18 protein-coding genes, 3 tRNA genes, 3 rRNA genes and 2 pseudogenes are annotated in these 26,169 nt (G+C 46.9%); 19 read left to right on the top strand and 7 right to left on the bottom strand.

What is annotated here, in order from left to right; genetic code table 11:
* The first annotated feature begins 1 nt into the window (after window position 1).
* Both ViNHUV68_RS13875 and ViNHUV68_RS13870 read left to right on the top strand, forming a co-directional pair.
* Window positions 2-307, top strand: coding sequence for a DUF3630 family protein (locus tag ViNHUV68_RS13875; protein WP_391090330.1), 306 nt, complete (start codon window positions 2-4; stop codon window positions 305-307).
* A 262-nt stretch (window positions 308-569) separates the two neighbouring features.
* Window positions 570-1,238, top strand: coding sequence for a 7-cyano-7-deazaguanine/7-aminomethyl-7-deazaguanine transporter (locus tag ViNHUV68_RS13870; RefSeq protein ID WP_391088609.1), 669 nt, complete (start codon window positions 570-572; stop codon window positions 1,236-1,238).
* 78 nt (window positions 1,239-1,316) lie between these two features.
* On the opposite strand, the gene gppA is transcribed toward ViNHUV68_RS13870, so the two are convergent.
* Window positions 1,317-2,807: a guanosine-5'-triphosphate,3'-diphosphate diphosphatase gene (gene gppA, locus ViNHUV68_RS13865; RefSeq protein WP_038175616.1), complete on the bottom strand. Its 1,491-nt coding sequence runs from the start codon at window positions 2,805-2,807 to the stop codon at window positions 1,317-1,319.
* A 7-nt stretch (window positions 2,808-2,814) separates the two neighbouring features.
* Window positions 2,815-4,116, bottom strand: a complete 1,302-nt coding sequence (gene rhlB / locus ViNHUV68_RS13860; RefSeq protein WP_038175617.1) for an ATP-dependent RNA helicase RhlB — start codon at window positions 4,114-4,116, stop codon at window positions 2,815-2,817.
* Between the two features lie 112 nt (window positions 4,117-4,228).
* Between rhlB and trxA the strand changes: the two genes are divergently transcribed.
* The 13 genes and pseudogenes from trxA to ViNHUV68_RS13795 all read left to right on the top strand — a co-directional run bounded on the left by trxA (window position 4,229) and on the right by ViNHUV68_RS13795 (window position 15,995).
* The gene (trxA, locus tag ViNHUV68_RS13855) at window positions 4,229-4,555 is read left to right on the top strand and encodes a thioredoxin TrxA (protein ID WP_038175618.1); all 327 of its coding nucleotides are present in this window, start codon (window positions 4,229-4,231) and stop codon (window positions 4,553-4,555) included.
* 202 nt (window positions 4,556-4,757) lie between these two features.
* Entirely contained in the window at window positions 4,758-6,017 is a 1,260-nt protein-coding gene (gene rho / locus ViNHUV68_RS13850) for a transcription termination factor Rho (protein WP_038175627.1), read from the top strand.
* Window positions 6,018-6,127: 110 nt separating this feature from the next.
* The gene (locus ViNHUV68_RS13845; RefSeq protein WP_391088606.1) at window positions 6,128-7,123 is read left to right on the top strand and encodes a hypothetical protein; all 996 of its coding nucleotides are present in this window, start codon (window positions 6,128-6,130) and stop codon (window positions 7,121-7,123) included.
* A gap of 92 nt (window positions 7,124-7,215) precedes the next feature.
* Window positions 7,216-8,593, top strand: a pseudogene (ubiD, locus tag ViNHUV68_RS13840) (4-hydroxy-3-polyprenylbenzoate decarboxylase); the annotation flags it as partial.
* Window positions 8,594-8,676: 83 nt separating this feature from the next.
* Window positions 8,677-9,072, top strand: a pseudogene (locus ViNHUV68_RS13835) (3-octaprenyl-4-hydroxybenzoate carboxy-lyase); the annotation flags it as partial.
* Window positions 9,069-9,338, top strand: a complete 270-nt coding sequence (locus ViNHUV68_RS13830) for a 2Fe-2S iron-sulfur cluster-binding protein (RefSeq protein ID WP_038175622.1) — start codon at window positions 9,069-9,071, stop codon at window positions 9,336-9,338. The pseudogene ViNHUV68_RS13835 and the gene ViNHUV68_RS13830, both read left to right, overlap by 4 nt.
* 14 nt (window positions 9,339-9,352) lie before the next feature.
* Complete coding sequence (gene fre, locus ViNHUV68_RS13825; protein ID WP_038175623.1) at window positions 9,353-10,066, top strand: NAD(P)H-flavin reductase; 714 nt, start codon at window positions 9,353-9,355, stop codon at window positions 10,064-10,066.
* 572 nt (window positions 10,067-10,638) lie between these two features.
* A 16S ribosomal RNA gene (locus ViNHUV68_RS13820) occupies window positions 10,639-12,191 on the top strand.
* Window positions 12,192-12,256: 65 nt separating this feature from the next.
* Window positions 12,257-12,333 (top strand) — tRNA-Ile (locus ViNHUV68_RS13815).
* 43 nt (window positions 12,334-12,376) lie between these two features.
* Window positions 12,377-12,452, top strand: a tRNA-Ala gene (locus ViNHUV68_RS13810).
* Between the two features lie 297 nt (window positions 12,453-12,749).
* Window positions 12,750-15,640, top strand: a 23S ribosomal RNA gene (locus ViNHUV68_RS13805).
* 88 nt (window positions 15,641-15,728) lie between these two features.
* Window positions 15,729-15,845, top strand: a 5S ribosomal RNA gene (gene rrf / locus ViNHUV68_RS13800).
* Together the 16S, 23S and 5S rRNA genes with 3 tRNA genes alongside form the textbook arrangement of a ribosomal RNA operon.
* Window positions 15,846-15,918: 73 nt before the next feature.
* Window positions 15,919-15,995 (top strand) — tRNA-Asp (locus ViNHUV68_RS13795).
* A 519-nt stretch (window positions 15,996-16,514) separates the two neighbouring features.
* On the opposite strand, the gene ViNHUV68_RS13790 is transcribed toward ViNHUV68_RS13795, so the two are convergent.
* The 4 genes from ViNHUV68_RS13790 to hemC are packed head-to-tail and all read right to left on the bottom strand — an operon-like array spanning window position 16,515 to window position 20,593.
* Complete coding sequence (locus ViNHUV68_RS13790; RefSeq protein ID WP_391088604.1) at window positions 16,515-17,702, bottom strand: heme biosynthesis HemY N-terminal domain-containing protein; 1,188 nt, start codon at window positions 17,700-17,702, stop codon at window positions 16,515-16,517.
* Window positions 17,702-18,904 (bottom strand): uroporphyrinogen-III C-methyltransferase, encoded by a 1,203-nt coding sequence (locus ViNHUV68_RS13785; protein WP_391088602.1) that lies wholly within the window; start codon window positions 18,902-18,904, stop codon window positions 17,702-17,704. The genes ViNHUV68_RS13790 and ViNHUV68_RS13785 overlap by 1 nt, the downstream gene beginning before the upstream one ends.
* Window positions 18,888-19,649 (bottom strand): uroporphyrinogen-III synthase, encoded by a 762-nt coding sequence (locus ViNHUV68_RS13780; protein WP_038175744.1) that lies wholly within the window; start codon window positions 19,647-19,649, stop codon window positions 18,888-18,890. Before ViNHUV68_RS13780 ends, ViNHUV68_RS13785 begins: the two co-directional genes overlap by 17 nt.
* A 5-nt stretch (window positions 19,650-19,654) precedes the next feature.
* Complete coding sequence (gene hemC, locus ViNHUV68_RS13775; protein ID WP_038175743.1) at window positions 19,655-20,593, bottom strand: hydroxymethylbilane synthase; 939 nt, start codon at window positions 20,591-20,593, stop codon at window positions 19,655-19,657.
* 335 nt (window positions 20,594-20,928) lie between these two features.
* On the opposite strand from hemC, the gene ViNHUV68_RS13770 reads away from it, so the two are divergent.
* Window positions 20,929-23,457, top strand: coding sequence for a class I adenylate cyclase (locus ViNHUV68_RS13770; protein ID WP_391088599.1), 2,529 nt, complete (start codon window positions 20,929-20,931; stop codon window positions 23,455-23,457).
* 75 nt (window positions 23,458-23,532) lie between these two features.
* Here ViNHUV68_RS13770 and cyaY read toward each other — a convergent pair whose 3' ends face one another.
* The gene (cyaY, locus tag ViNHUV68_RS13765; RefSeq protein ID WP_391088597.1) at window positions 23,533-23,838 is read right to left on the bottom strand and encodes an iron donor protein CyaY; all 306 of its coding nucleotides are present in this window, start codon (window positions 23,836-23,838) and stop codon (window positions 23,533-23,535) included.
* Between cyaY and ViNHUV68_RS13760 the strand changes: the two genes are divergently transcribed.
* The 3 genes from ViNHUV68_RS13760 to dapF are packed head-to-tail and all read left to right on the top strand — an operon-like array spanning window position 23,818 to window position 26,156.
* On the top strand, window positions 23,818-24,033 hold the full coding sequence (locus tag ViNHUV68_RS13760) for a lipoprotein (protein WP_084185989.1): 216 nt from the start codon (window positions 23,818-23,820) through the stop codon (window positions 24,031-24,033). The genes cyaY and ViNHUV68_RS13760 overlap by 21 nt on opposite strands.
* Window positions 24,034-24,061: 28 nt before the next feature.
* Window positions 24,062-25,315, top strand: a complete 1,254-nt coding sequence (gene lysA, locus ViNHUV68_RS13755) for a diaminopimelate decarboxylase (protein ID WP_391088595.1) — start codon at window positions 24,062-24,064, stop codon at window positions 25,313-25,315.
* A 10-nt stretch (window positions 25,316-25,325) separates the two neighbouring features.
* Window positions 25,326-26,156: a diaminopimelate epimerase gene (gene dapF, locus ViNHUV68_RS13750; protein ID WP_038175734.1), complete on the top strand. Its 831-nt coding sequence runs from the start codon at window positions 25,326-25,328 to the stop codon at window positions 26,154-26,156.
* Window positions 26,157-26,169: the final 13 nt, after the last annotated feature.

The following is a 26,169-nucleotide window of genomic DNA, read 5'->3' as shown; positions in this document are numbered from 1 at the left end:
ATTGACCACATCATTTAGCTTGCAAGATTACCGACCCCAGCAGGGCATCATCGTGATTGGGACGCCTGATTTCGACTTTGATTGTTTTCCTGAGTTGGCGCAGCATTTAGTGGATTTGCTCTCTGCACGTGTGATTGAAAAGCAGTGGGACGCCGATATTCACTCTTGGTTGATTGATTTTGAAGGGTGCCAGTTATTTCTTAAATCAGAGCATTACAGTGAGTGTATTTGGCTTGAGGCGGTGGCGAATGGTGAGTCACAGCAAGAGCTCGAATTTCTCGCTGGCCTGTTTCAACGCGGCTTTTAAAGCAAAATACTGGCGCCAACGTTTGCCTAATTTTAACCAGTTGCAGCCTAAGTTGGTTAATGTATAATCGCTCGCCGCGATATTTGTCATCGTAGAAGCGGTAAGGTGCTGACTGCATTTGCTGGTCGTCGCTCTTAAAGGCTAACGTTTTCGAGTATCAAATTTTTTAAATACATCATTGGTAAGACTCGTTCCAATTACTTTACTTGGAGTCGGTCGATTTGGGTTCCCTCACCCCCAAACCAAACTAAAAAGGTATCGCATGAGTAACTTTACCCCTGCGCAGCAGCGCAAAGCCCTTCTATTATTGGTTTTATTCCATCTGATCATTATTGCATCAAGCAATTATTTGGTTCAGCTACCCTTTACTATCTTTGGCTTGCACACCACTTGGGGCGCATTCACTTTTCCTTTTATATTTTTAGCCACTGACTTAACCGTACGTGTGTTTGGTGCCAAGCTCGCACGAAAAATCATTTTCTTAGTGATGTTGCCAGCGCTCGCGGTCTCTTACGTATTGTCAGTACTGTTCTTTGAGGGGCAATTCCAAGGCCTATCTCATTTAAGTGAATTCAACCTATTTGTCGCGCGGATTGCGATTGCCAGCTTTATGGCTTATTTGCTCGGCCAAATTTTAGATGTGCACGTCTTCAATCGTTTACGTCAGCTCAAGCAATGGTGGGTTGCACCAACGTGTTCAACGTTGTTCGGCAATGCGTTGGATACGATGGCTTTCTTTGCGATTGCTTTCTACCAAAGCCCAGATCCATTTATGGCGCAGCACTGGACAGAAATTGCACTGGTGGATTACGGCTTTAAGCTAATCATCAGTTTAGGTCTGTTTGTGCCTATGTACGGCGTGCTGCTTAACTACTTAGTGAGAAGGCTGACCGCGGTAAACCCGAACTTTAAAATGTTGGGTGCTAACTAACCACGTTGACAACATTAAACGAATAAAAAAGCCCGAGGAGTCATCACCCTCGGGCTTTTTGTTTTTTAACATGGATGATTACTGCGCGATCACGGTCAGAGGCCAACCAATATCACTTTGACGGTTAGCTTCGATTTCCAACTCGGCGGCCGTTAGTGGATTAGCTTCTAGCCACTGTGCATCAATGGTTAGAACGAGGTTGTCTTCTTGTGATTCTATACTGATTACTGGCTCAAGCGCGGGATTACGGCGATGGGTCAGCAATACCGCAAGGCGCAATAGACGCAACACGCGTTTAGCGCTTGCTCCAGAAATAGCATGCTGCTCAGGCAGTGAGGTCAGTTGTTCACGGTAGCGGCGTGCAATCTCACCCAGTAGGTGCTTTTGAGCTAAGGTATAGCCTGGTAAATCTAGGCTTTGTAGCAAATACGCACTGTGCTCACCACCTTTCTTGAAATCGATGGTTAAACCAATCTCATGTAGCTTCGCCGCCGTTTCTAGGAGTATTTTACCTTGCTCTTCGGCAATCCAATTGGGTTGGCATTGGCTCAATAATGAACGAGCTAATGTCGCCACCTGATCACCATAAGCGCGATCAATCTGATAACGGCTCTGGATGCTGGTAATGGTACGCGCACGAATATCGTCTTGCTTGAGCTCGTCGACCATCTCGTAGACTAGACCTTCACGCAATGCGCCGCCAGCCAAGGTCATCGAATCAATCTCAAGCAATTCGAAAATCGCAATGAGAATCGACAAGCCACTTGGAAACACTAAGGCACGCTCTAACGTCAAACCTTCAATTTCAAGCTCTTCAAGATGGTCTGCTCGCATGGCCTGTTTTTGTAGACGTTTCAATTTAGTATGGGTGATGACCTCATCCATACCTTGCGCCAACATAATTTCTTGCAGTGCTTGAACTGTACCAGAGGCACCGACACAGACATCCCAACCAATGTTTGTGTACTGCTCTAAAATGGGTTCAAGCGTTTGCTTAGCGGCCAAAATGGCGTTGTTGAAATTGGTCACTGTGAGTTGACGGTCTTTAAAATGACGTTCTAACCAAGTCACACAACCCATCTTTAAGCTGGTTAGGGCCTTAGCTTCAAAGCCTTGGCCAATGATGAGTTCGGTACTGGCACCACCAATATCGACCACCAGTCGACGACCGCTGCCGCCAGAAGTATGCGCAACACCTTTGTAGATGGTTGCCGCTTCTTCTTCACCGCTGATCACGTCAATCTTGTGGCCTAAAATTTGGTTGGCTTTATCGAGGAAAATAGCCACGTTGGTTGCAGTACGCAGGGTTGCGGTACCGACGATGCGGATATTTTCCGTCGGGATATCTTGTAGTCGTTCGGCAAACAGACTCAAGCAGTCCCAACCGCGTTGCATAGCTTCATGGTTTAACGCGTTCGTTTCGTCTAAACCAGCGGCAAGACGCACTTTGCGCTTAATTTTCGCCATGGTCTGAACGCTGCCATCAATATGACGCACCACGAGCATATGAAAACTGTTCGACCCGAGGTCGATGGCGGCGTATAGCGGAGATGAAACTGCTTGGCTCATAGACGACTTACGAATCCTTTTGCTGACGTGGGCGAGAGCGGTTGTTTTGGCGACGGTTACCTGAACGAGAGCCCCCAGTATTGGTGCGACGCTGCTGCGGACGGTTTGAACGCAGACGAACTGGCGCTGGTAGATCTTGGATCAGGGCGCTTGGATCGTAGTCGGAAACGGGAATGCTATGCTCAATGTACTCTTCAATCGGTGGCAAGTTAACCGCGTAATCTTCACACGCAAAGCTGAGCGAAAGACCGCTTTCACCAGCGCGACCAGTACGGCCAATACGGTGGACGTAATCTTCGCAATCATCAGGCAGATCAAAGTTAAATACGTGTGTTACCTGTGGGATATGCAGACCGCGCGCTGCGACATCGGTTGCCACCAAAATATCTACTTCACCTTTAGTGAATTGCTCTAGGATACGCTCACGTTTTTTCTGCGGAACATCGCCAGTTAGCAAACCAACACGATGACCATCAGCAGCAAGGTGGCCCCAAACTGATTCACATTTATGTTTGGTATTGGCAAAGATGATCGCGCGATCTGGCCACTCTTCTTCAATTAGAGTCTGTAGTAGTGCCATCTTGTGCTCGTTAGATGGGTAGAACAGCTCTTCTTGAATGCGATGGCCGGTTTTTTGGTCAGGTTCAACCACCACATGCTCAGGGTTGTGCATGTGTTCAAAAGCAAGCTCTTGTACGCGGTAAGATAGTGTCGCTGAAAACAGCATGTTCAAACGCTCTTTTGGCTCAGGCATGCGACGGAACAAAAAGCGAATATCCTTAATAAAACCAAGATCAAACATGCGATCGGCTTCATCAAGCACTACCGCTTGAATGTTATTGAGGTTAAAGACTTTCTGCTTGTAGAAATCGATAATACGACCAGTAGTACCAATCAGGATATCAACACCTTGTTCAAGCTTGCCCAATTGCTTGTCGTAGCTTTCGCCACCGTAAGCCAGTGCCGCTTTAATCCCAGTGCTGGCGATCAGTGACTCTGCATCGTTGTAGATCTGGATCGCCAATTCACGCGTTGGCGCCATAATGATGGCACGCGGTTGATTTGGCTTACGACCTTCAGGCTCGTCGTGAGTCAGTAAGTGGTTAAAAGTAGCAGTCAGGAAAGCGAGTGTCTTACCTGTGCCCGTTTGGGCTTGTCCTGCAATGTCTTGGCCGGTGAGCAGTACCGGCAACGCCAAAGCTTGGATAGGGGTACAAAATTCGAACCCTTTTTTCTCCAAACCTTCAATGATTTGAGGGTGTAAACTCAAATCGGCGAACTTTTGCTCTGTGATATGCGTCTTTTTCATCACTATAGAATATCAGCTTAAGCTTGCAATACGAAAGTAAATACATTCCAATAGGGCATCTAAATGCTGGTTATCATCCAACCAGTTCCGAAAAAACACATTGGAGTGGAAGATGAGTGATAAGATTTTGCAGCTAACTGATGACGGTTTTGAGAACGATGTGATCAATGCTGCAGGCCCAGTTCTTGTCGATTTTTGGGCAGAATGGTGTGGTCCTTGCAAAATGATCGCGCCAATTTTGGACGAAATCGCTGATGAGTACCAAGGCAAACTCACTATCGGTAAATTAAATATCGACCAAAACGCAGGTACTCCACCTAAGTTTGGTATCCGTGGTATTCCAACGTTGCTTCTTTTCAAAGACGGTAACGTAGCAGCGACTAAAGTAGGTGCGCTGTCGAAAACTCAACTTAAAGAGTTTTTAGACGCTAATCTATAATCCGCTGAATAAATAAGACCGTGCATTATACTTAATGCACGGTTTTGTTTTTGAACATCAACAAAATCTAGACTAGGCTAGTATTTAGTGATAATTTATCGCACGTTAATTAAACAAGAATCTCTTCTTGGTCGATCCTGTGACCAAATTCATCTTAACCAAAAAAACAGATCCTATTTTGACTAAACAAGTATCTAACACCATGAATCTAACAGAACTGAAGAACAGACCTGTGTCTGATCTTGTCAAACTTGGCGAAAGCTTAGGCCTTGAAAACCTAGCACGTCTAAGAAAGCAAGACATCATCTTCGCCATACTTAAAGCGCACGCAAAAAGTGGTGAAGATATTTTTGGCGACGGGGTTCTGGAAATACTTCAAGACGGCTTTGGTTTCTTACGTAGCGCAGACTGCTCATACTTAGCAGGCCCAGATGATATATACGTTTCTCCAAGTCAGATCCGTCGCTTCAATCTACGTACAGGTGACTCAATTGCCGGTAAGATTCGTCCGCCAAAAGACGGTGAGCGATATTTTGCTTTACTTAAAGTCAATACCGTTAATGATGATAAGCCAGATAACGCGCGTAACAAGATTTTATTTGAAAACTTGACGCCACTGCACGCCAACGAGCGTATGGTGATGGAGCGTGGAAACGGTTCGACAGAAGACATTACCGCTCGTGTTTTAGACCTAGCATCTCCGATTGGTAAGGGCCAGCGTGGTCTGATTGTAGCGCCGCCGAAAGCGGGTAAAACCATGCTGCTGCAAAATATTGCACAAAGCATTGCCTACAAACATCCTGAGTGTGTGTTAATGGTACTTCTTATCGACGAACGTCCGGAAGAAGTAACCGAAATGCAGCGCCTAGTGAAAGGCGAAGTGATTGCCTCTACCTTCGATGAACCAGCATCACGTCACGTACAAGTGGCTGAAATGGTTATCGAGAAAGCCAAGCGCTTGGTTGAGCATAAGAAAGATGTGGTTATCCTACTTGACTCTATCACGCGTCTAGCACGTGCTTACAACACTGTTGTGCCTTCATCAGGTAAAGTTCTTACTGGTGGTGTTGATGCCAATGCTCTGCATCGTCCTAAGCGTTTCTTCGGTGCAGCACGTAATGTCGAAGAGGGCGGCAGCTTGACTATCATCGCGACAGCGCTTGTTGATACAGGCTCTAAGATGGATGAAGTTATCTACGAAGAGTTTAAAGGTACAGGCAACATGGAACTGCACCTTAACCGTAAGATTGCGGAAAAACGTGTCTTCCCTGCCATTGACTTCAACCGCTCTGGTACTCGTCGCGAAGAGCTTCTCACCAAAGCTGATGAACTACAGAAAATGTGGATTCTGCGTAAAATCGTTCACCCTATGGGCGAAAGTGATGCCATGGAATTTCTTATCGACAAATTGGCAATGACCAAGACTAACGATGAATTCTTTGACGCAATGCGTCGTCAGTAGTCTTTGCTTACTGCTTTAACAAAAACGCCACCGCTTTTAGCGGTGGCGTTTTTGTTTGCATTATCGGTTTGGAGCGAGCACAATAAAAAAATTGTTACAAGGAGGTTAACATGCAACAAGGAATGTTGTCGTCGCTACTCCTATCCAGCCTATTATTGTTGGGCGCGCATAGTGCGACTGCTACCGAGATGCAGTCGCAGCGGGTTGAGCAATGGCTGCAAGAGCCGCAAGTACACGATAAAGTCGCAGAACTACTGCAATACGCTATCGAAGATGATGTTGATGGGCTTAATTTCGCTTTAAATCGTCTCGCGTTGCCTGTGCAAGAAGTTGTGCGTTTTCTACTGCTGAAAAACATCGAAGATCAGCAATTGATCCTTACTCCTCAGATGGCGTTATTTGTCGAGCAGCAAAAAAATCGGGTTCCAACTTACCAAGTACTCGAGCGAGGAGATGGTTATGAGTTCACGGTTCCTGCCTTTAATTACTCTGCTATTGCTAATCGTTTGTTGAAACAGTGGCGTCAAGATCAGTCAACCTTGGGTTTTGTGCTTGTTGCTGAGCGAGGAGAGTTGGTACTCAAGGAGTGGTTATCGGGTAGTGATTATCAGATTCAAACTCGCGAATCGTTGTTGATTCGAGAGCTCGACAGCTTATCCCCACAAGCGGTTACCCAATTAGTTGAGCAACTCACTCAAGAGGCTGTGACGAGCTGGCTTCCATCATCACAAGTCATGGTGCGTTTGGCACAAGTTAGCCAAGATCCGCACATTTATAAATTGTTGTGGCTAATGAAAGCCGACTTTCACAGTGAGCAAGAGCTCGTTCGCTTAGCGCAAGCGGGCGATGTGTTTTCTCTTAACCAAGTGATCGCCGCCGCTCGTAACCCGAGCTTAAAACAGCGCGCGATCAGTGAGCTGACCAAAGTGCGTCCAATGTCCGATCAAGTGAAGCAATTTTTAATCAGTAAAATGTCTGGATCTGATGAGACTCGCTTTATCGCTGGGGAGCTAGCGTTGCACGGTCATTCATCTTGGCTACGAGAGTTAGTAAGTACCAATCAACAAGTGAATCGTCGTGCGATAAACAGTGTGATCGGCCAGTAGTGGCGTTGAGTATAAGCTCATAAAAAAGAGGGCTCAGTCGAATCCTGTTTTTGTTATACTGCCTGCAGATTAACCAGTCGATAATTAGGTCTATGAGTTTTAAGGATTTACGCGATTTTATCGCCCATCTAGAGCAACAAGGTAAGCTGAAACGCATCGCTCACCCCGTTGACCCCAACTACGAAATGACAGAGATCAGCGATCGCACTTTGCGTGCTGGTGGTCCTGCGTTGTTATTTGAAAACCCAGTTGGCTATGACATGCCAGTGTTAACTAACTTGTTTGGTACCCCTGAACGTGTTGCGATGGGGATGGGGCGCGATGAGGTTAAACAGCTCAGAGAGGTAGGAAAATTACTCGCCTATCTAAAAGAACCTGAGCCGCCCAAAGGGTTCAAAGATGCACTCGATAAGCTGCCAGTGTTTAAGCAAGTGCTTAATATGCCTGCCAAACGCTTACGCAAAGCGCCGTGCCAAGAGGTCGTCTGGCAAGGTACAGAGGTTGACTTAGACAAGATTCCGGTTATGAGTTGTTGGTCGGGAGACGTAGCGCCATTGCTGACTTGGGGATTAACCGTCACTAAGGGGCCAAACAAGAAGCGGCAGAACCTGGGCATTTACCGCCAACAAAAAATCGCCAAAAATAAAATTATTATGCGCTGGCTCGCTCATCGAGGAGGCGCACTTGATTTACGCGACTGGATGGAAATGCATCCTGGGCAACCTTTCCCTGTGTCGGTCGCATTTGGTGCCGATCCGGCCACTATTTTAGGTGCAGTCACGCCCGTGCCGGATACTCTATCCGAATACGCGTTTGCTGGATTATTGCGTGGCAGTAAAACAGAAGTGGTTAAATCACTCAGTAATGATCTTGATGTCCCCGCCAGTGCCGAAATCGTTATGGAAGGTTATATTGATCCAAACGAGTTCGCCGATGAAGGTCCATATGGCGATCATACGGGTTACTATAACGAAAAAGAAAAGCATCACGTATTTACCATCACGCACATCACCATGCGTAAAGACCCTATTTACCACAGTACTTATACTGGGCGTCCGCCTGATGAGCCTGCCGTATTAGGTGTTGCACTCAATGAAGTGTTTGTTCCTATCTTACAAAAACAATTCCCTGAGATTGAAGACTTCTATCTCCCGCCAGAAGGTTGCTCGTATCGTATGGCAGTTGTGACGATGAAGAAGCAATACCCTGGGCATGCAAAACGAGTGATGATGGGCGTGTGGTCGTTTTTACGGCAGTTTATGTACACCAAGTTTGTCATTGTCTGTGATGAAACCGTTGATGCCCGTGATTGGAATCAAGTGGTGAAAGCAATGACAGAGCATATGGATCCAGTTAGAGATGCGCTGTTCATTGATAATACGCCTATCGACTCATTGGATTTTGCTTCGCCAGTGGCTGGGCTCGGCTCAAAAATGGGCTTGGATGCCACCGTGAAATGGCAAGCAGAACAACCAGAGAGTGAACACAGTAATAGCGTTTGCCCGAAACTTAATCAGCAACAGTTGGACGAGTTTATCCGCAGTAATCCGCAAGTGATAGATATCTATCTCCCTGACAGTGTGATTAATAATCGCTTTGCCGTAGTGACGATGGATAAGCAAGCTGCAGGTGAATCACAAGCATTAGCTGAGAAAGTGGAGGCGTGGTTAAGTGAACACGGTTTGCCGAAATTTATCGTGATGTGTGACCATGATGTCAATGCTCGTGATTGGAACGACGTTATTTGGGCTATCACCACTCGCATGGACCCGGCACGGGATACGAAACGTGTCAGTGGTAGTGAGTCTTTGCCATCAAGGCTGATACTGGATGCTACTAATAAAGTACAAGGGGAGGAGGTAACTCGCGAATGGGGCACACCAATTAGCAAAGATCCGCAACTTGTTGCGAAAGTCGATGCGTTCTGGGATAAGTTGGGTATCCTATGAGTCATCGTGTTCTCTTGTTGCCTCATAACATACATTTTGAAGTGCAAGATGGACAAACGGTGTTGGAAGCTGCGCTCAACAATAATATTCGCTTTCCTCACCGCTGCCAGGTTGGTGCGTGCGCTGCCTGTTTGTGTCGTAAACTAGAAGGGACAGTCTCTTATCACCTTGAACCTATGCTCACCGATAAAGAGCAACAACAAGGTTGGATATTTGCTTGCCAAGCCTTCGCAGAAAGTAAATTAGTCCTTACTCTGGAAGAGTAAGTTAGAGGAACACCATGACTATTCAATGTAAAGTAAAGTCAATTCAGCCTTTGGCTTGCAATACTTACCAAATCCTATTGCACCCTCAAAGTTCAATGAACTTTAAAGCAGGCCAGTACCTAATGGTGGTAATGGGAGAAAAAGATAAGCGACCATTCTCGATCGCGAGTAGCCCTTGCCGTCATCAAGGTGAGCTAGAGCTGCATATAGGCGCCGCAGAACATAATGCTTATGCGCATGAAGTTGTCGAAGCGATGAAAACTGCGCTAGAAAGTGGCAGTGAGATTACTATTGATGCGCCACACGGTGACGCTTGGTTAAAACAAGAGAGTGAGCGTCCTTTGTTGCTGATTGCTGGTGGCACTGGGTTTAGTTATGTTCGCTCTATTTTAGATCATTGTATTGCTCAAAACTTGACGAACGAAATCCACCTTTATTGGGGCGGTCGCGATGAACGTCAGCTTTATGCTCAGCAAGAGTTAGAACAAATCGCTGAGCAGCATGCTAATGTCCATTTCATTCCAGTCATTGAGCAAGCACCCGAGGGTTGGTTAGGTAAGGTTGGCAATGTTTTACAGGCGATTGATCAAGACTTTGACTCGCTAGCTGAATACGACATCTATATTGCTGGTCGTTTTGATATGGCGGGTGCTGCGCGCGAGCAGTTCACTTTAAATAAGAACGCACTGGCAGAAAGAATGTTTGCTGATGCTTATGCTTTTATCTAAAGCGCGCAGAAAGTGACGAAAAAGGGAGCGTTTTGCTCCCTTTTTGTGTCTCTTTGCACACAATTTCTACGAACGCTCATTTTTTTGATTTTTTTTAAAGAAAGGGCTTGCGCTTAAATCTCAACTCCCTATAATGCGCATCCACTGACACGGCAGACGCCGCAAGGCTTCAAGCCAGTTTCAGTAAAGCCAGCTAGTAAACTTTCGAGACAATACGTTAGAAAGAAAAAATTCAAAAAAGTGTTTGACACTTTAATCTGAATCGCTAGAATGGCTGCCTCTTCCGAAGTGACGTAAGTCACAAAGAAGAACGCTCTTTAACAATATAAACCTATCAATCTGTGTGGGCACTCGTTGATGATAATCCAATAAGTTGTTGCTTAGGCAATGACCGTTTCTTCGGAAACACATTGGGTTCAATGAACTGAGTGACCAATACGAATAGCTACGTGTAGCTATTTGGCACAGTCAATTCATTATCATTCTGTTGGAATGATAATAGCTTTAAAATTACCGTTTACTTTCGAGTAAGCGCAGTTTTGAAGTCAGTATTCATTGAGCCGAAAAAACTTAAATTGAAGAGTTTGATCATGGCTCAGATTGAACGCTGGCGGCAGGCCTAACACATGCAAGTCGAGCGGAAACGACAACATTGACCCTTCGGGTGATTTGTTGGGCGTCGAGCGGCGGACGGGTGAGTAATGCCTGGGAAATTGCCCTGATGTGGGGGATAACCATTGGAAACGATGGCTAATACCGCATGATGCCTACGGGCCAAAGAGGGGGACCTTCGGGCCTCTCGCGTCAGGATATGCCCAGGTGGGATTAGCTAGTTGGTGAGGTAATGGCTCACCAAGGCGACGATCCCTAGCTGGTCTGAGAGGATGATCAGCCACACTGGAACTGAGACACGGTCCAGACTCCTACGGGAGGCAGCAGTGGGGAATATTGCACAATGGGCGCAAGCCTGATGCAGCCATGCCGCGTGTATGAAGAAGGCCTTCGGGTTGTAAAGTACTTTCAGTCGTGAGGAAGGGGGTATCGTTAATAGCGGTATTCTTTGACGTTAGCGACAGAAGAAGCACCGGCTAACTCCGTGCCAGCAGCCGCGGTAATACGGAGGGTGCGAGCGTTAATCGGAATTACTGGGCGTAAAGCGCATGCAGGTGGTTCGTTAAGTCAGATGTGAAAGCCCGGGGCTCAACCTCGGAATAGCATTTGAAACTGGCGGACTAGAGTACTGTAGAGGGGGGTAGAATTTCAGGTGTAGCGGTGAAATGCGTAGAGATCTGAAGGAATACCAGTGGCGAAGGCGGCCCCCTGGACAGATACTGACACTCAGATGCGAAAGCGTGGGGAGCAAACAGGATTAGATACCCTGGTAGTCCACGCCGTAAACGATGTCTACTTGGAGGTTGTGGCCTTGAGCCGTGGCTTTCGGAGCTAACGCGTTAAGTAGACCGCCTGGGGAGTACGGTCGCAAGATTAAAACTCAAATGAATTGACGGGGGCCCGCACAAGCGGTGGAGCATGTGGTTTAATTCGATGCAACGCGAAGAACCTTACCTACTCTTGACATCTACAGAAGCCAGCGGAGACGCAGGTGTGCCTTCGGGAACTGTAAGACAGGTGCTGCATGGCTGTCGTCAGCTCGTGTTGTGAAATGTTGGGTTAAGTCCCGCAACGAGCGCAACCCTTATCCTTGTTTGCCAGCGAGTAATGTCGGGAACTCCAGGGAGACTGCCGGTGATAAACCGGAGGAAGGTGGGGACGACGTCAAGTCATCATGGCCCTTACGAGTAGGGCTACACACGTGCTACAATGGCGCATACAGAGGGCGGCGAGACAGCGATGTTAAGCGAATCCCAAAAAGTGCGTCGTAGTCCGGATTGGAGTCTGCAACTCGACTCCATGAAGTCGGAATCGCTAGTAATCGTGGATCAGAATGCCACGGTGAATACGTTCCCGGGCCTTGTACACACCGCCCGTCACACCATGGGAGTGGGCTGCAAAAGAAGTAGGTAGTTTAACCTTCGGGAGAACGCTTACCACTTTGTGGTTCATGACTGGGGTGAAGTCGTAACAAGGTAGCCCTAGGGGAACCTGGGGCTGGATCACCTCCTTATACGATGATTACTCACGATGAGTGTCCACACAGATTGATGGTTTATTAGTTTTAAAGACGATACTGGGTCTGTAGCTCAGGTGGTTAGAGCGTTCGCCTGATAAGCGAGAGGTCGGTGGTTCAAGTCCACTCAGACCCACCAATTTTCCTGTTAAGGAAATTGGCACACAGTATCAACACCTGATGGGGCTATAGCTCAGCTGGGAGAGCGCCTGCCTTGCACGCAGGAGGTCTGCGGTTCGATCCCGCATAGCTCCACCATCTTTAAGCGCATTAGCGATAGTGTCTTTAGAAATGGTTTCGATAGAAATCTTTGCTCTTTAACAATTTGGAAAGCTGACGAACAACGACCGTGATTGGTGGTTGTTCAATAAAAGTTCTCAAATCCTAACTTACTTTGAAATAGAGGTGATTTAGGTACCAACACACATTCAAGTGTTCTTGGAAACAGCACAATACGTTGTGATGTTTAATATTTGAGTCCGGCAAAATCGTGTCTGCACATGTATAAAAATGCAGACAACTTTGGTTGCTAACAAAGACCCTTTCGGGTTGTATGGTTAAGTGACTAAGCGTACACGGTGGATGCCTTGGCAGTCAGAGGCGATGAAAGACGTAGTAACTTGCGATAAGCCCAGATTAGGTAGTAACAACCTTTTGAGTCTGGGATTTCTGAATGGGGAAACCCACGTGCATAAGCACGTATCATTAACTGAATACATAGGTTAATGAGGCGAACCGGGGGAACTGAAACATCTAAGTACCCCGAGGAAAAGAAATCAACCGAGATTCCGAAAGTAGCGGCGAGCGAAATTGGACTAGCCCTTAAGCTTTTAATGATGCAGGTGAAGAGTCTGGAAAGTCTCGCGATACAGGGTGATAGCCCCGTAACCGACACATCATAATCAGTGAAATCGAGTAGGGCGGGACACGTGATATCCTGTCTGAATATGGGGGGACCATCCTCCAAGGCTAAATACTACTGACTGACCGATAGTGAACCAGTACCGTGAGGGAAAGGCGAAAAGAACCCCTGTGAGGGGAGTGAAATAGAACCTGAAACCGTGTACGTACAAGCAGTAGGAGCCCACTTTGTTGGGTGACTGCGTACCTTTTGTATAATGGGTCAGCGACTTATATTCAGTAGCAAGGTTAACCATCTAGGGGAGCCGTAGAGAAATCGAGTCTTAACTGGGCGTCGAGTTGCTGGATATAGACCCGAAACCAGGTGATCTAGCCATGGGCAGGTTGAAGGTTGAGTAACATCAACTGGAGGACCGAACCGACTAATGTTGAAAAATTAGCGGATGACTTGTGGCTAGGGGTGAAAGGCCAATCAAACCTGGAGATAGCTGGTTCTCCCCGAAATCTATTTAGGTAGAGCCTCGGACGAATACTACTGGGGGTAGAGCACTGTTAAGGCTAGGGGGTCATCCCGACTTACCAACCCTTTGCAAACTCCGAATACCAGTAAGTACTATCCGGGAGACACACGGCGGGTGCTAACGTCCGTCGTGGAGAGGGAAACAACCCAGACCGCCAGCTAAGGTCCCAAAGTATAGCTAAGTGGGAAACGATGTGGGAAGGCTTAGACAGCTAGGATGTTGGCTTAGAAGCAGCCATCATTTAAAGAAAGCGTAATAGCTCACTAGTCGAGTCGGCCTGCGCGGAAGATGTAACGGGGCTAAGCTATACACCGAAGCTGCGGCAATACAGTTTACTGTATTGGGTAGGGGAGCGTTCTGTAAGCCGTTGAAGGTGAATCGTAAGGTTTGCTGGAGGTATCAGAAGTGCGAATGCTGACATGAGTAACGATAATGGGGGTGAAAAACCTCCACGCCGGAAGACCAAGGGTTCCTGTCCAACGTTAATCGGGGCAGGGTAAGTCGACTCCTAAGGCGAGGCCGAAAGGCGTAGTCGATGGGAAACGGGTTAATATTCCCGTACTTCTTACAATTGCGATGGGGGGACGGAGAAGGCTAGGTGGGCCTGGCGACGGTTGTCCAGGTTCAAGTGCGTAGGCGGAAGGTTTAGGTAAATCCGGACTTTCATAACGCTGAGACACGATGTCGAGCATCTACGGATGTGAAGTCATTGATGCCATGCTTCCAGGAAAAGCCTCTAAGCTTCAGATTGTAAGGAATCGTACCCCAAACCGACACAGGTGGTCGGGTAGAGAATACCAAGGCGCTTGAGAGAACTCGGGTGAAGGAACTAGGCAAAATGGTACCGTAACTTCGGGAGAAGGTACGCTCTTGACGGTGAAGTCCCTTGCGGATGGAGCTATTGAGAGTCGCAGATACCAGGTGGCTGCAACTGTTTATTAAAAACACAGCACTGTGCAAAATCGTAAGATGACGTATACGGTGTGACGCCTGCCCGGTGCCGGAAGGTTAATTGATGGGGTTAGACTTAGGTCGAAGCTCTTGATCGAAGCCCCGGTAAACGGCGGCCGTAACTATAACGGTCCTAAGGTAGCGAAATTCCTTGTCGGGTAAGTTCCGACCTGCACGAATGGCGTAATGATGGCCACGCTGTCTCCACCCGAGACTCAGTGAAATTGAAATCGCTGTGAAGATGCAGTGTACCCGCGGCTAGACGGAAAGACCCCGTGAACCTTTACTACAGCTTGGCACTGAACATTGACCCTACATGTGTAGGATAGGTGGGAGACTTTGAAACCGGTACGCCAGTATCGGTGGAGTCAACCTTGAAATACCACCCTTGTAGTGTTGATGTTCTAACTTAGCCCCATTATCTGGGGTGAGGACAGTGCCTGGTGGGTAGTTTGACTGGGGCGGTCTCCTCCCAAAGAGTAACGGAGGAGCACGAAGGTGGGCTAAACACGGTTGGACATCGTGTGGTTAGTGCAATGGCATAAGCCCGCTTGACTGCGAGAATGACAATTCGAGCAGGTGCGAAAGCAGGTCATAGTGATCCGGTGGTTCTGAATGGAAGGGCCATCGCTCAACGGATAAAAGGTACTCCGGGGATAACAGGCTGATACCGCCCAAGAGTTCATATCGACGGCGGTGTTTGGCACCTCGATGTCGGCTCATCACATCCTGGGGCTGAAGTCGGTCCCAAGGGTATGGCTGTTCGCCATTTAAAGTGGTACGCGAGCTGGGTTTAGAACGTCGTGAGACAGTTCGGTCCCTATCTGCCGTGGGCGTTGGAAGATTGAAGGGGGCTGCTCCTAGTACGAGAGGACCGGAGTGGACGAACCTCTGGTGTTCGGGTTGTCACGCCAGTGGCATTGCCCGGTAGCTAAGTTCGGAATCGATAAGCGCTGAAAGCATCTAAGCGCGAAGCGAGCCCTGAGATGAGTCTTCCCTGGCACTTTAAGTGTCCTAAAGGGTTGTTCAAGACTAGAACGTTGATAGGCAGGGTGTGTAAGTGCTGCGAGGCATTGAGCTAACCTGTACTAATTGCCCGTGAGGCTTAACCATACAACACCCAAAGGGTTTTGATTGGACTCAAAGCAAGAATATTGAATGTGTGACGAACTTTTACAGCTTTCCGAATTTTAAGAATTTGCTTGGCGACCATAGCGATTTGGACCCACCTGATTTCCATGCCGAACTCAGAAGTGAAACGAATTAGCGCCGATGGTAGTGTGGGGTCTCCCCATGTGAGAGTAGGACATCGCCAGGCTTTAATTTAGTGTTTGCCTTTTATAAAGGTGAAGACAAAAAATGGACACTTGCGAATGCGAGTACGCCACTGCGGAGTGGTAGTTCAGTTGGTTAGAATACCGGCCTGTCACGCCGGGGGTCGCGGGTTCGAGTCCCGTCCACTCCGCCATTATACTAAGCCCAAGTCGAAAGACTTGGGCTTTTTTACGTCGGTATAAAATAGGCTTGGTGATGGCTAGGCGTTGAAATGTCTGCGTCTCAGTAAAAAGGCCAGCTAGTGCTGACCTCAAACTCAAAGCTCTACCCTTTACTTTAATTAAGGGTATCGAAATATGGATGCCCAGCTATGCTTCAAGAGCACTTTTCACAACAATGCGAATTGAAATGGTCATTGGTTTCTAAAGATCATTGGGTTGGCAGTATCGATAACGTCGTTGACGTCGAGTTTATCCGCTAGGTCGTGACTCATCTTCTATTGTAAAGGTCGTGATTGCGCCTACCACTCCCTTTTCTACAGTTCAAAATTGTCTCTCTCAGATATACCTCCCCCTTGCTCTGCAGAATAAGGCATAAATGGTCCGTCTGTAAGCTTGGATTAAATAGCTTACTTTTGTTGCTGGTAATTCTCTCAGTAATAAAAAAAGCCACCCAGTAAAGGTGGCTTCGTTGTATTTATGTAGAGAAAGCGTTATGCGGCAGGCTCATTGATTAGAGTAAGTGCCTTTTTTGATACCTCATGTGCTGCATTGGTGAGGTTTTGCTTCTCTAAAGCAATGGCAAGGTAGCTGTAATCTGGCACGCTCGAGCGAACTGAGAGTGCTTTCTCTAAATGGTGTTGTGCATCTTGCCATTTGTCATTACGCAGATAAAGCTGAGCGAGTGCACTATGTGCAGCGGCATTGTTAGCATCTTTACGTAATACGCTCTGCAAGAAGGTTATTACTGGATGAGTATCGGCTAGCTTTAATTCAGGAATTAAGCGATACAGATCGCTGTTGGGGTGTTTGCTCAAGGTCTCTTTGATCAGAGTGAATGCTTCATTATCTGCTTGCCGAGCTATGAGTTGTTCAGCAAAGCAATTGATGAGTTCGAGATCAGACTTCATTTTACGCGGTAGCGAGTTCCAGTGGGCAATTAGACCTTCACTGCCGCTCTGTTCGGCAACTTCATGCAGTAGCCCACATTGAGCACGCAGCATCAGAGGTTGTTGTTCTTCCGTCGTAATAATGTTGTTCTTAACTAACTTTGGAATTAAGTCTAAAAGCGGTTGCCATAGCTTGAGTTCGATATAAACCTGTTTAAGCAAGTTAAGTACAATTGAATTGTTTGAGTATTGACTGTTTAGAGTTGACAGTGTGTCGAACGCAGCATTGTAATCAGCATCGCGAATCTGTTGCTTAGCGCGAGTCAGTTCGACTGCGAGTTGTGAGTTGTCTTGTTGGGCGGCAAGTTCGAGGTAGCGATCTCTTTGCTTTTTGTCGCCTAAACCTTGCGCGGCCTCTGAAGCAACGAGGTAACAGAGTAGTGGCATATCATGATGGTTTGCCCAACGAGTCACTTTTTTCTCTGCCTGTTTAAAATCCCCTTCAAGTAACTTGATGATGCCCTCATTGGTATAACGGCGAGAGCGGCGCATCTTTCGTACGCTGAAGTAGTTCCAAGTTGCAGAGCTTGCGTAAAAGACCTTTTTGATTAGGTACTCTAAGCCAAAGAGAACCGCCAATGTCGCGATAATAAAAATCACCAGAGTAGTGACGCTCATTTCGAGGGTTTTATCTGCGATCGAGACTAGCACGTAACCTTGTTGTCCAGAATATTGAGTGCCAACAAACAACCCTAAACCCAACACGACGAATAGAAAAATCAGTCGAAACATTATTTATCCTCCGTAACTAGAGTCGTTACCTCGCGGCGAAGGCGCTCACGAATTACGTCGGAAAGTTGCTGCTGCGTTTCCAGTTTTACCGGGTAATCAACTTGCACTCGCTGTTTGCTCAGTAACTCTAGTGCTTGATTAAACTCAGCCACCTCTTTTGAATCTTGGTTAAAGAAGGTGGCCGACCACTTATCTGCGGTGGTCAGTGCGGTGGTGTAAAGTTCTTGCTGTTCAACATAGATGGCTTTAATCGCCGTTTCTAACTTCGCTTTGATGTTTTCTTTAAGATAGAAGTGCTGTTGTGGAGAAAGCAGTGGAATCACATTGCCATCGCGAGTGCGGAAAGTAATGAAATTGTCTGAGAAATCCTTAAGCGAGGTGAGCAGGTTATCTTGCCAATCATCAATGTCTTGTGATACCGCTTGTGTTTGTTGCTGCTCGGCTTGCGGCAAAATGGCATTGGCTAACGGCAGAGTATCGACTTGTTGTTGCAGTGCGGTGATTCTTAGTACTAGCCCTTCACGATCAATCAATGGGATGGTTTTGAGTTTAGTAATGTCGTTAGCCATAGACTTACGTAACGGGACTAGGCTCGGGTCGTTAAGTGCAGCAATACGTTGATCGGCACTTTCCATTAATTTGGTTGCGCTAACAGCATCGTGCTCTAGGAAAAGTTTACGCCCAGCAAGTTTGACCAAGTAGTCCGCCTCAGCAAGCAACCAATCGTTAGGACGACGACCTTTCACGTCGGCTACTGCGACTTGCAAACTTTCGATACTTTTTTGTTGTTGGGCTAAAACAGTTTCTGCACGATGGGTGGCCTCAAGGGCTTTGGTTACCGCTTGTTGCTCCACCGATGAAAGTTGTGATTGCAGAGTGGATTGCGCTTGTTGAAGTTGCGCTTGCAAGGCATCGATTTTCGCTTGATATTGCGCATCTTTTTGCTGCATTTGGAAAGTTAAGCCTCCGCCAAATAATAGCGACAGTACAATCGCGAGCGTGCCGAGTTTCACGCCGCGTTTGCCTTGCTTCTCGTCCAATGGAACCGTACTAGGGGAAGGTTGTGGTTCAGCGCTTTTAGCTGCGGTATTTTGAGTAGTTGCCGTGTTTGTTTCAGACGCTTTAGCTTCTACTTGTTTTGCATCCTCTGCCTTGTTGTCTTGGTCAGGGGCAATGTTTTCGTTTTTATTCTTGCTTGTCATTACTTATGTCCTGTTTCGTTGACCGGAGAGCAGCCAATAATACTGGGTTCGAGGCACTGAAAGTGTTGGTAACAACGTTAAAACCGACTTCTCGTGCTTGTTGCGCGATACGCTCACTGGGTACCCATAAGTGAAGCGTAAACAACCAGTTCTGTTGTGATGGAGTAAGATTAGAGAGCAAGTACTCCAACTGGCCTGAACTGGTGACGACTAATTGAGTGATGGGTTTATCTTGCCAGATTGGTAACAGTAAATCTGAGCGGAAAGCGAGGTTTTCTCGTTTATAAACTTCACGATATTCCACCTTGGCGTGCCGGGCGGTGAGCGTGTCAAAGATAAGTTCTCGGCCACCATTGCCGCGCAGTATCAGCACGCGCTTTCCAGCGACATCAGCAAGCACTTTTAGGTTTAGCAGATGTTCACTATCACTAATGTCTGGATAGTGTACTTTTTGTTGAGTGGCTTTGCTTAAAACGTGTGCAGTTTTTTGACCAACGCCAAGGTAGGTCTTGCTGGTTGGCCATGGGTGAGCCAATTGAGAGAGGTAATCTTGTGCTGCCGTGACTGCGTTTTGACTGATGGCGATGATAATGTCGAAGTGATCAATATCGTGCTCAAGCCCGGCAAGTTGTTTGCCGGGCGAAATGTTTATCAGAGGTTGATGAAGGTTGTCTATTCCAAGCTCTGAGAGTTGTTGGCACAACGAGAGGCCTTGTTGTCCCGGCCGAGTGACCAGTACTGCCATAGCGTTTACTCGTGCTCTGCGTAAAGCTTGGTTAAGATCTCTTTGGCTCCCTCAGCGAGCAACTGATTGGCAAGTGTCACACCCAGTGTTTCAGCGTCTGCTCGCGCGCCACGAATCTCACCTCGGACGATTTTTGAACCGTCGGGCTCACCGACTAATGCGCGTAACCAAATATTGTCGCCTTCAATCAGTGAATAACTACCGATTGGCACCTGACATCCACCTTCTAGGGTGAGATTCATGGCACGCTCACACAAGACGCGGTCAGTGGTTTCCTTATGGCTAAGTGGTTCGAGTAGTTTGATTAGGCGTTCATCATCAAGACGACATTCAATCCCTACAGCGCCTTGGCCAACAGCAGGTAATGATTGCTCTGGTTCAATAAAGCTGCGAATACGCTGTTCTAATTTAAGGCGTTTTAAACCTGCGGCGGCAAGTACTATCGCATCGTACTCGCCAGCATCGAGTTTACCTAGGCGAGTGCCGACGTTACCACGCAGATCTTTAATTATCAGATCAGGACGTGCTTCTTTTAACTGACACTGACGACGTAAACTACAGGTGCCGACGATGGCGCCTTGTGGCAGATCATCAATATTGCGGTATGTGTTTGAGACAAAGGCATCGCGTGGGTCTTCACGCTCACAAATTGTCACTAGACCCAACCCTTGAGGAAAGTCGACAGGAACATCTTTCATTGAGTGCACAGCGAGGTCAGCACGACCTTCCAGCATTGCCACTTCCAATTCCTTAACAAACAGACCTTTGCCTCCGACTTTGGCCAGTGGCGTATCCAAAATAATATCGCCTTTGGTGACCATGGTAACCAGTTCAACGGCTAAACCAGGGTGCGCGGCTTGCAAGGCATCCTTGACGAAATGAGCTTGCCAAAGAGCAAGTGGGCTTTTACGTGTCGCGATTCTAATGGGAGTGTTTGCAGTCATAGTATTCTAGTGATAACAAGTGAATGAACATAATCCTACCACTGTCGGGTAAAATTGCATTAGCGCTGATTCAATCGGGTGAAGAATCAGTACGCCCTAGCATAAAATCATCAAAAGAGTGTGATTTGGGTCTCGTTTGTAAAATAGGCTATTATTATTAATAGCAGTTACGTACCACACTAACAGCGGCAATATTAGATGGACAAAAATGTGTCGAATCGATCGTACATTTCTTTACCAATCGAAAGAAAAATGATAGATTGATCACGTTTTGTTGGTGCTTTAGAACAATTAATAGTCAAGGCACCCTCTAGGATATAACCAAGGAAACTCCCTTGCAGGCTTACACCAAGACGCTATTAAATAGACTTGATAATCTAAACCAGCAACGCATTGAGCGTGCGCTGGCACTGATGGATTTGTCCAGTCAGAGAGTTTTCCATCTCATTCCGACTCTGCTCCACTTTAATCACCCGCTTTTTCCTGGCTACTACGACGCGAAAGTTCCTTATGGAATTCGTGATTTTGAGCTAAATGAAATACAGCAACAGTTTGTTGAAGATACCGAACTCACCATAGGTCAGTCATTGGCTAGCAATGTGACTGCTGAGATCTTAGGTCTTTATACTATGGGTAGTACTTCGTCTATCGGGCAAAGTACCTCAAGTGATTTAGATATCTGGGTTTGTGTCTCGTCACAAATGGACTGTGACGCGCGTGAGAGTTTGACCAATAAATGTCTGTTGATTACTGACTGGGCTCAGACTCAAGGTGTAGAAGCGAACTTCTTTTTGATGGATGAAGAACGTTTCCGTTCCAACCATTCTGAAGAGATGACTGGCGATAACTGTGGCTCTTCTCAACATTTATTATTGCTTGATGAGTTTTATCGCAGTGCGGTTCGTTTGGCCGGTCAGCGTCTGTTATGGCAAATTGTGCCGCCGGAAATGGAAGAGTGCTACGATGAATACGTCGCCGATCTATGTAGTAAAGGCTATATCGATTGTGCCGAGTGGATCGACTTTGGTAAGTTGAATCGCATTCCGGCAGAAGAGTATTTTGGCTCCAATTTATGGCAGTTGTATAAGAGTATTGACTCGCCATATAAATCGGTGCTGAAAGCGATTCTTCTTGAGGCTTATTCGTGGGAGTACCCACATACGCAATTGTTGAGTTTAGATACCAAGCGTCGTTTCTTTGCCCATGAGCCTGACCTCTATGGGATGGATGCCTATTATTTGATGCTGGAGAAGGTGACTCGCTACTTAGTTCGAATTGGTGATTTCAATCGCCTCGATTTAGTACGTCGCTGTTTCTATCTTAAAACTCATGAAAAGCTCTCGCGTGAACCGAGTGTGGGGTCGGTCGCTTGGCGCCGTGAAGCGTTAGGTGAAATGATTCAGGATTGGCAATGGTCTGAGGGTGTTATTGCCGAGCTCGATGATCGTCGTAATTGGAAAGTAGAGCAGGTTAAAGTCATGCACCATGCTCTGCTCGATGCTTTAATGCAGAGCTACCGAAACCTGATTCAATTCGCCCGTCGTAACGACATTACGTCAGCGATCAGTCCGCAAGATATCAGCATTCTCGCACGTAAGTTATATGCCGCATTTGAGGTGCTACCAGGTAAGGTTACGCTGCTCAATCCGCAGATTTCCCCCGATTTACACGAACCGGATTTAACCTTTATTGAGGTGCGTCCAGGTCGTACTAATAAAGCCGGCTGGTATCTTTATAAACAGCCGTTAACGCCTCATCGAATTATTGGTCAGGCATCACTAGAACATAATGAGTATTTGAGTAAGTTGGTTGCTTGGTCGTTCTTTAACGGCTTGATCACCGAATCTACTCGTTTGCACTCGGTGGTGCGTGATGCGCATCTTGATATCGACAAGTTTTATCAAATGGTGAGTGATTTACGTAACACCTTCTCACTGCGCAAGCGTCGCCCAACCATGCAAGCTTTATCTAGCCCATGTGAAATTAGTCAGTTGGCGATGTTTATTAACTTTGAAAACGATCCAACGACAGAGTTGAGTGGTAAATCGCTCAAACTCGATCCTAAAACAACCGATATCTTCAGCTTTGGCGCCGAGCAAAAATGCTTAGTCGGCAGTGTCGATTTAGTGTATCGCAACTCATGGCATGAAGTGCGCACCCTACATTTTAAGGGTGATACCGCGATGTTGGATGCGTTGAAAACCATTTTAGGTAAAATGCACCAAGATGCGATTCCACCAGAGTCGGTCGACGTCTTCTGTTACAGCAAAAACCTACGTGGTGTGATGCGTAATAAAGTGTATCAATGGTTAGCTGAGTGCATTGATTTGCGTTTGAAGCCAGTAGAGCAAGAGAAACGTCGCCGCTTTAAGGCCTTGCGTCTAGGCCAAAAAACCTATGGATTGTTCTTCGAGCGTCGTGGTGTCTCGGTGCAGATGTTAGAAAACTCGGTCGACTTCTACCGCAGTATTTCGACCAATAAACTGCAAGGCGCGCCACTTATTGTGCTCGATAAAGAGCAAGATTACCAAATGCCAGAAGTGGTCGATAGTTTTGCCAGTGAAGGCTTGGTGCAGTTTTTCTTTGAAGACAGTGACAAGGGCTTCAATATTTACGTATTGGACGAAACGAATCGGGTTGAGGTGTATCACCAGTTTAAAGGTGGCAAAGACGAGATGATTGCGAGCGTCAACAGTTTCTATACCTCAGGCAAAGATGACAACTCATTGTCGTCTAAACTGATCAACTTTAACTTGCCGCAGTACTATCAGATTGTTCACCCTGACGATGATCAACCTTACATTGTCCCATACCGCAATGATGGTGCCAGCTATAGTAAGCCGAGCAAAATCGTCAATGGTTAGTCACGGTTAATCGTTTTGACCAAAAAGAGCATCTGGGATGCTCTTTTTTAATGTCTGAAAACGAGACAATTACCACTATATCTCTTCATCACAGTGCTTCTCACACTCTTGTTTGACCATCGCAATCAGTTCGATACCGGTTTTAGAGCAACGCCACTGCTGATCGACATACGCAAAGTGAAATCCGCCTGATTTCGACGCCAACCAAATCTCTTTCATCGGTTCCTGGCGGTTGATAATGATCTGGCTACGGTCTTCAAATTCGAGCGTCATTACGTTGCCAGAGGTTTCATAGTCGATGTCCGCACCTGAATCATCAATCATTTCTTCGATGATTTGCATTTGAACATCCACAAGTTGATGAAATTCAGTCTCGTTCATCCAATCTATCCTATTGCTTTTCTTGAGTGTGGTGCGATTATAGGGGGCATTGACAGAATAATCACGATACAACCGATGAAAAAATCTATCTTAGCGTTATTTATCTTTTCAGTCCTTGGCTTGGCTGGCTGTGGTCAAACTGGACCACTTTACATGCCTGAAGATGCTCAACAAAATGAGCAGCCTGCGCAATAAATAAAATCAGAATATAAGGGAAAGTACTTTGGATTACTTCAATTATCAGGATGATGGCCAACTTTGGGCCGAAGATGTCGCATTAACCGACCTCGCCGAGCAGTTTGGCACTCCACTTTATGTCTATTCACGCGCGACCTTAGAGCGCCATTGGCACGCTTTTGATAAATCGGTGGGCGAACACCCTCATTTAGTCTGTTATGCAGTGAAAGCCAACTCTAACCTTGGTGTGCTGAATGCGTTAGCCCGCTTAGGTTCAGGGTTTGATATCGTCTCTGGAGGCGAGCTTGAACGTGTGATTGCCGCGGGTGGCGAGCCGAGTAAAGTCGTGTTCTCCGGTGTCGGCAAAACCGAAATCGAGATGAAGCGTGCCTTAGAGCTAGGCATTAAATGCTTTAATGTTGAGTCCGAGCCTGAATTGGAACGTTTGAATAAGGTGGCTGGAGAGCTAGGGGTGAAAGCGCCGATCTCATTACGCATTAACCCCGATGTTGATGCAAATACCCATCCTTATATTTCCACTGGTCTACGTGATAACAAGTTTGGTATCGCATTCGATCGTGCGCCTGAGGTATATCAATTCGCACAAAGTCTAGCCAATCTCGATATCAAAGGGATCGATTGCCATATCGGTTCACAATTGACCGATATTGAACCTTTTATCGATGCAACTGATCGTTTACTTGCCTTGATTGACGCGCTGAAAGCGCAGGGTGTGATCATCGAACACCTTGATGTCGGTGGCGGCTTGGGCGTGGTTTACCGTGATGAATTGCCACCTCAACCTTCAGACTATGCCAAAGCCTTGCTCGGTCGCTTAGAAAATCATCAAGATCTCGAGCTGATTTTTGAGCCAGGACGTGCCATTGCAGCGAATGCTGGTCTGCTACTGACCCGAGTCGAATTCCTCAAGCATACCGAACATAAAAACTTTGCCATCATTGATGCGGCGATGAATGACCTAATGCGTCCGGCCTTGTATCAAGCGTGGCAAGACATCGTGCCTGTGGTTCCACGCGACGGTGAAGCGGTGACGTATGATCTTGTTGGGCCGATTTGTGAAACGGGTGACTTCTTAGGCAAAGACCGTTCACTCGTGCTGCAAGAGAGCGATTTGCTTGCTGTTCGTTCGGCGGGTGCCTATGGTTTTGTTATGTCCTCGAACTACAACACTCGCTGCCGCGCGGCAGAAGTGATGGTTGATGGCAATCAGGTGCATTTGGTGCGTCAGCGAGAAGCGCTCTCAAGCCTTTGGGCACTTGAAAACGTACTTCCGGAGTAATTGAAGTCTTATGCATTTCCATTTTTCTAAAATGCACGGTTTGGGTAATGACTTTATGGTCGTTGACTGCATTACCCAAAACATATTCTTTTCCCCTGATTTGATCCGTCGTTTGGCGGATCGCAATAAAGGTGTTGGTTTTGACCAACTGCTGGTGGTTGAAGCGCCGTATGACCCTGAAACTGACTTCCACTATCGCATTTTTAATGCCGATGGTAGTGAGGTTGAACAGTGTGGCAATGGCGCGCGATGCTTTGCCCGTTTTGTGCTAATGAAAGGATTGACCAATAAATACAGCGTCAGTGTCAGTACCAAAAAAGGCAAAATGGTGCTCAGCATCGAAGAAGACGATCAAGTGACCGTCAATATGGGGGTGCCGCAGTTTGAACCAAGCAAGATCCCGTTTAAAGCGAAGCAAACTGAGAAAACCTATATCATGCGGACCGAAGACAAGACACTCTTTTGTGGTGCGGTGAGCATGGGTAATCCTCATGTGGTTACGGTGGTGGATGATGTTGCCACCGCTGATGTCGAAACACTTGGGCCCCTATTAGAGTCTCATGAACGTTTCCCTGAACGTGTTAACGCAGGTTTTATGCAAGTGGTCAATCGCAATGAAATCAATTTGCGCGTTTATGAACGTGGTGCAGGTGAAACTCAAGCCTGTGGTAGCGGTGCATGTGGTGCGGTCGCGGTTGGTATCGTCCAAGGTTTACTAGATGAAAACGTCACAGTTCACCTTCCGGGTGGTTCGCTCACTATCCGTTGGCAAGGGCCGGACAAGCCGTTGTACATGACGGGGCCTGCGACGCACGTTTTTGATGGTCAACTAACCTGCTAAGTAAAACAAAAGG

It is taken from the genome of Vibrio sp. NH-UV-68 (assembly GCF_042940635.1).
GTDB lineage: Bacteria > Pseudomonadota > Gammaproteobacteria > Enterobacterales > Vibrionaceae > Vibrio > Vibrio pacinii.
The sequence above is the reverse complement of the archived record's forward strand: the minus strand, read 5'-3'. Positions and strand labels throughout refer to the sequence as shown.

Bases quoted from the DNA above. Each gene is read 5' to 3' on its own strand.
- ViNHUV68_RS13870 (WP_391088609.1), top strand. From the start codon at position 570: ATGAGTAACTTTACCCCTGCGCAGCAGCGCAAAGCCCTTCTATTATTG.
- gppA (WP_038175616.1), bottom strand. From the start codon at position 2,807: ATGAGCCAAGCAGTTTCATCTCCGCTATACGCCGCCATCGACCTCGGG.
- rhlB (WP_038175617.1), bottom strand. From the start codon at position 4,116: ATGAAAAAGACGCATATCACAGAGCAAAAGTTCGCCGATTTGAGTTTA.
- trxA (WP_038175618.1), top strand. From the start codon at position 4,229: ATGAGTGATAAGATTTTGCAGCTAACTGATGACGGTTTTGAGAACGAT.
- rho (WP_038175627.1), top strand. From the start codon at position 4,758: ATGAATCTAACAGAACTGAAGAACAGACCTGTGTCTGATCTTGTCAAA.
- ViNHUV68_RS13845 (WP_391088606.1), top strand. From the start codon at position 6,128: ATGCAACAAGGAATGTTGTCGTCGCTACTCCTATCCAGCCTATTATTG.
- ViNHUV68_RS13830 (WP_038175622.1), top strand. From the start codon at position 9,069: ATGAGTCATCGTGTTCTCTTGTTGCCTCATAACATACATTTTGAAGTG.
- fre (WP_038175623.1), top strand. From the start codon at position 9,353: ATGACTATTCAATGTAAAGTAAAGTCAATTCAGCCTTTGGCTTGCAAT.
- ViNHUV68_RS13790 (WP_391088604.1), bottom strand. From the start codon at position 17,702: ATGTTTCGACTGATTTTTCTATTCGTCGTGTTGGGTTTAGGGTTGTTT.
- ViNHUV68_RS13785 (WP_391088602.1), bottom strand. From the start codon at position 18,904: ATGACAAGCAAGAATAAAAACGAAAACATTGCCCCTGACCAAGACAAC.
- ViNHUV68_RS13780 (WP_038175744.1), bottom strand. From the start codon at position 19,649: ATGGCAGTACTGGTCACTCGGCCGGGACAACAAGGCCTCTCGTTGTGC.
- hemC (WP_038175743.1), bottom strand. From the start codon at position 20,593: ATGACTGCAAACACTCCCATTAGAATCGCGACACGTAAAAGCCCACTT.
- ViNHUV68_RS13760 (WP_084185989.1), top strand. From the start codon at position 23,818: ATGAAATTCAGTCTCGTTCATCCAATCTATCCTATTGCTTTTCTTGAG.
- cyaY (WP_391088597.1), bottom strand. From the start codon at position 23,838: ATGAACGAGACTGAATTTCATCAACTTGTGGATGTTCAAATGCAAATC.
- dapF (WP_038175734.1), top strand. From the start codon at position 25,326: ATGCATTTCCATTTTTCTAAAATGCACGGTTTGGGTAATGACTTTATG.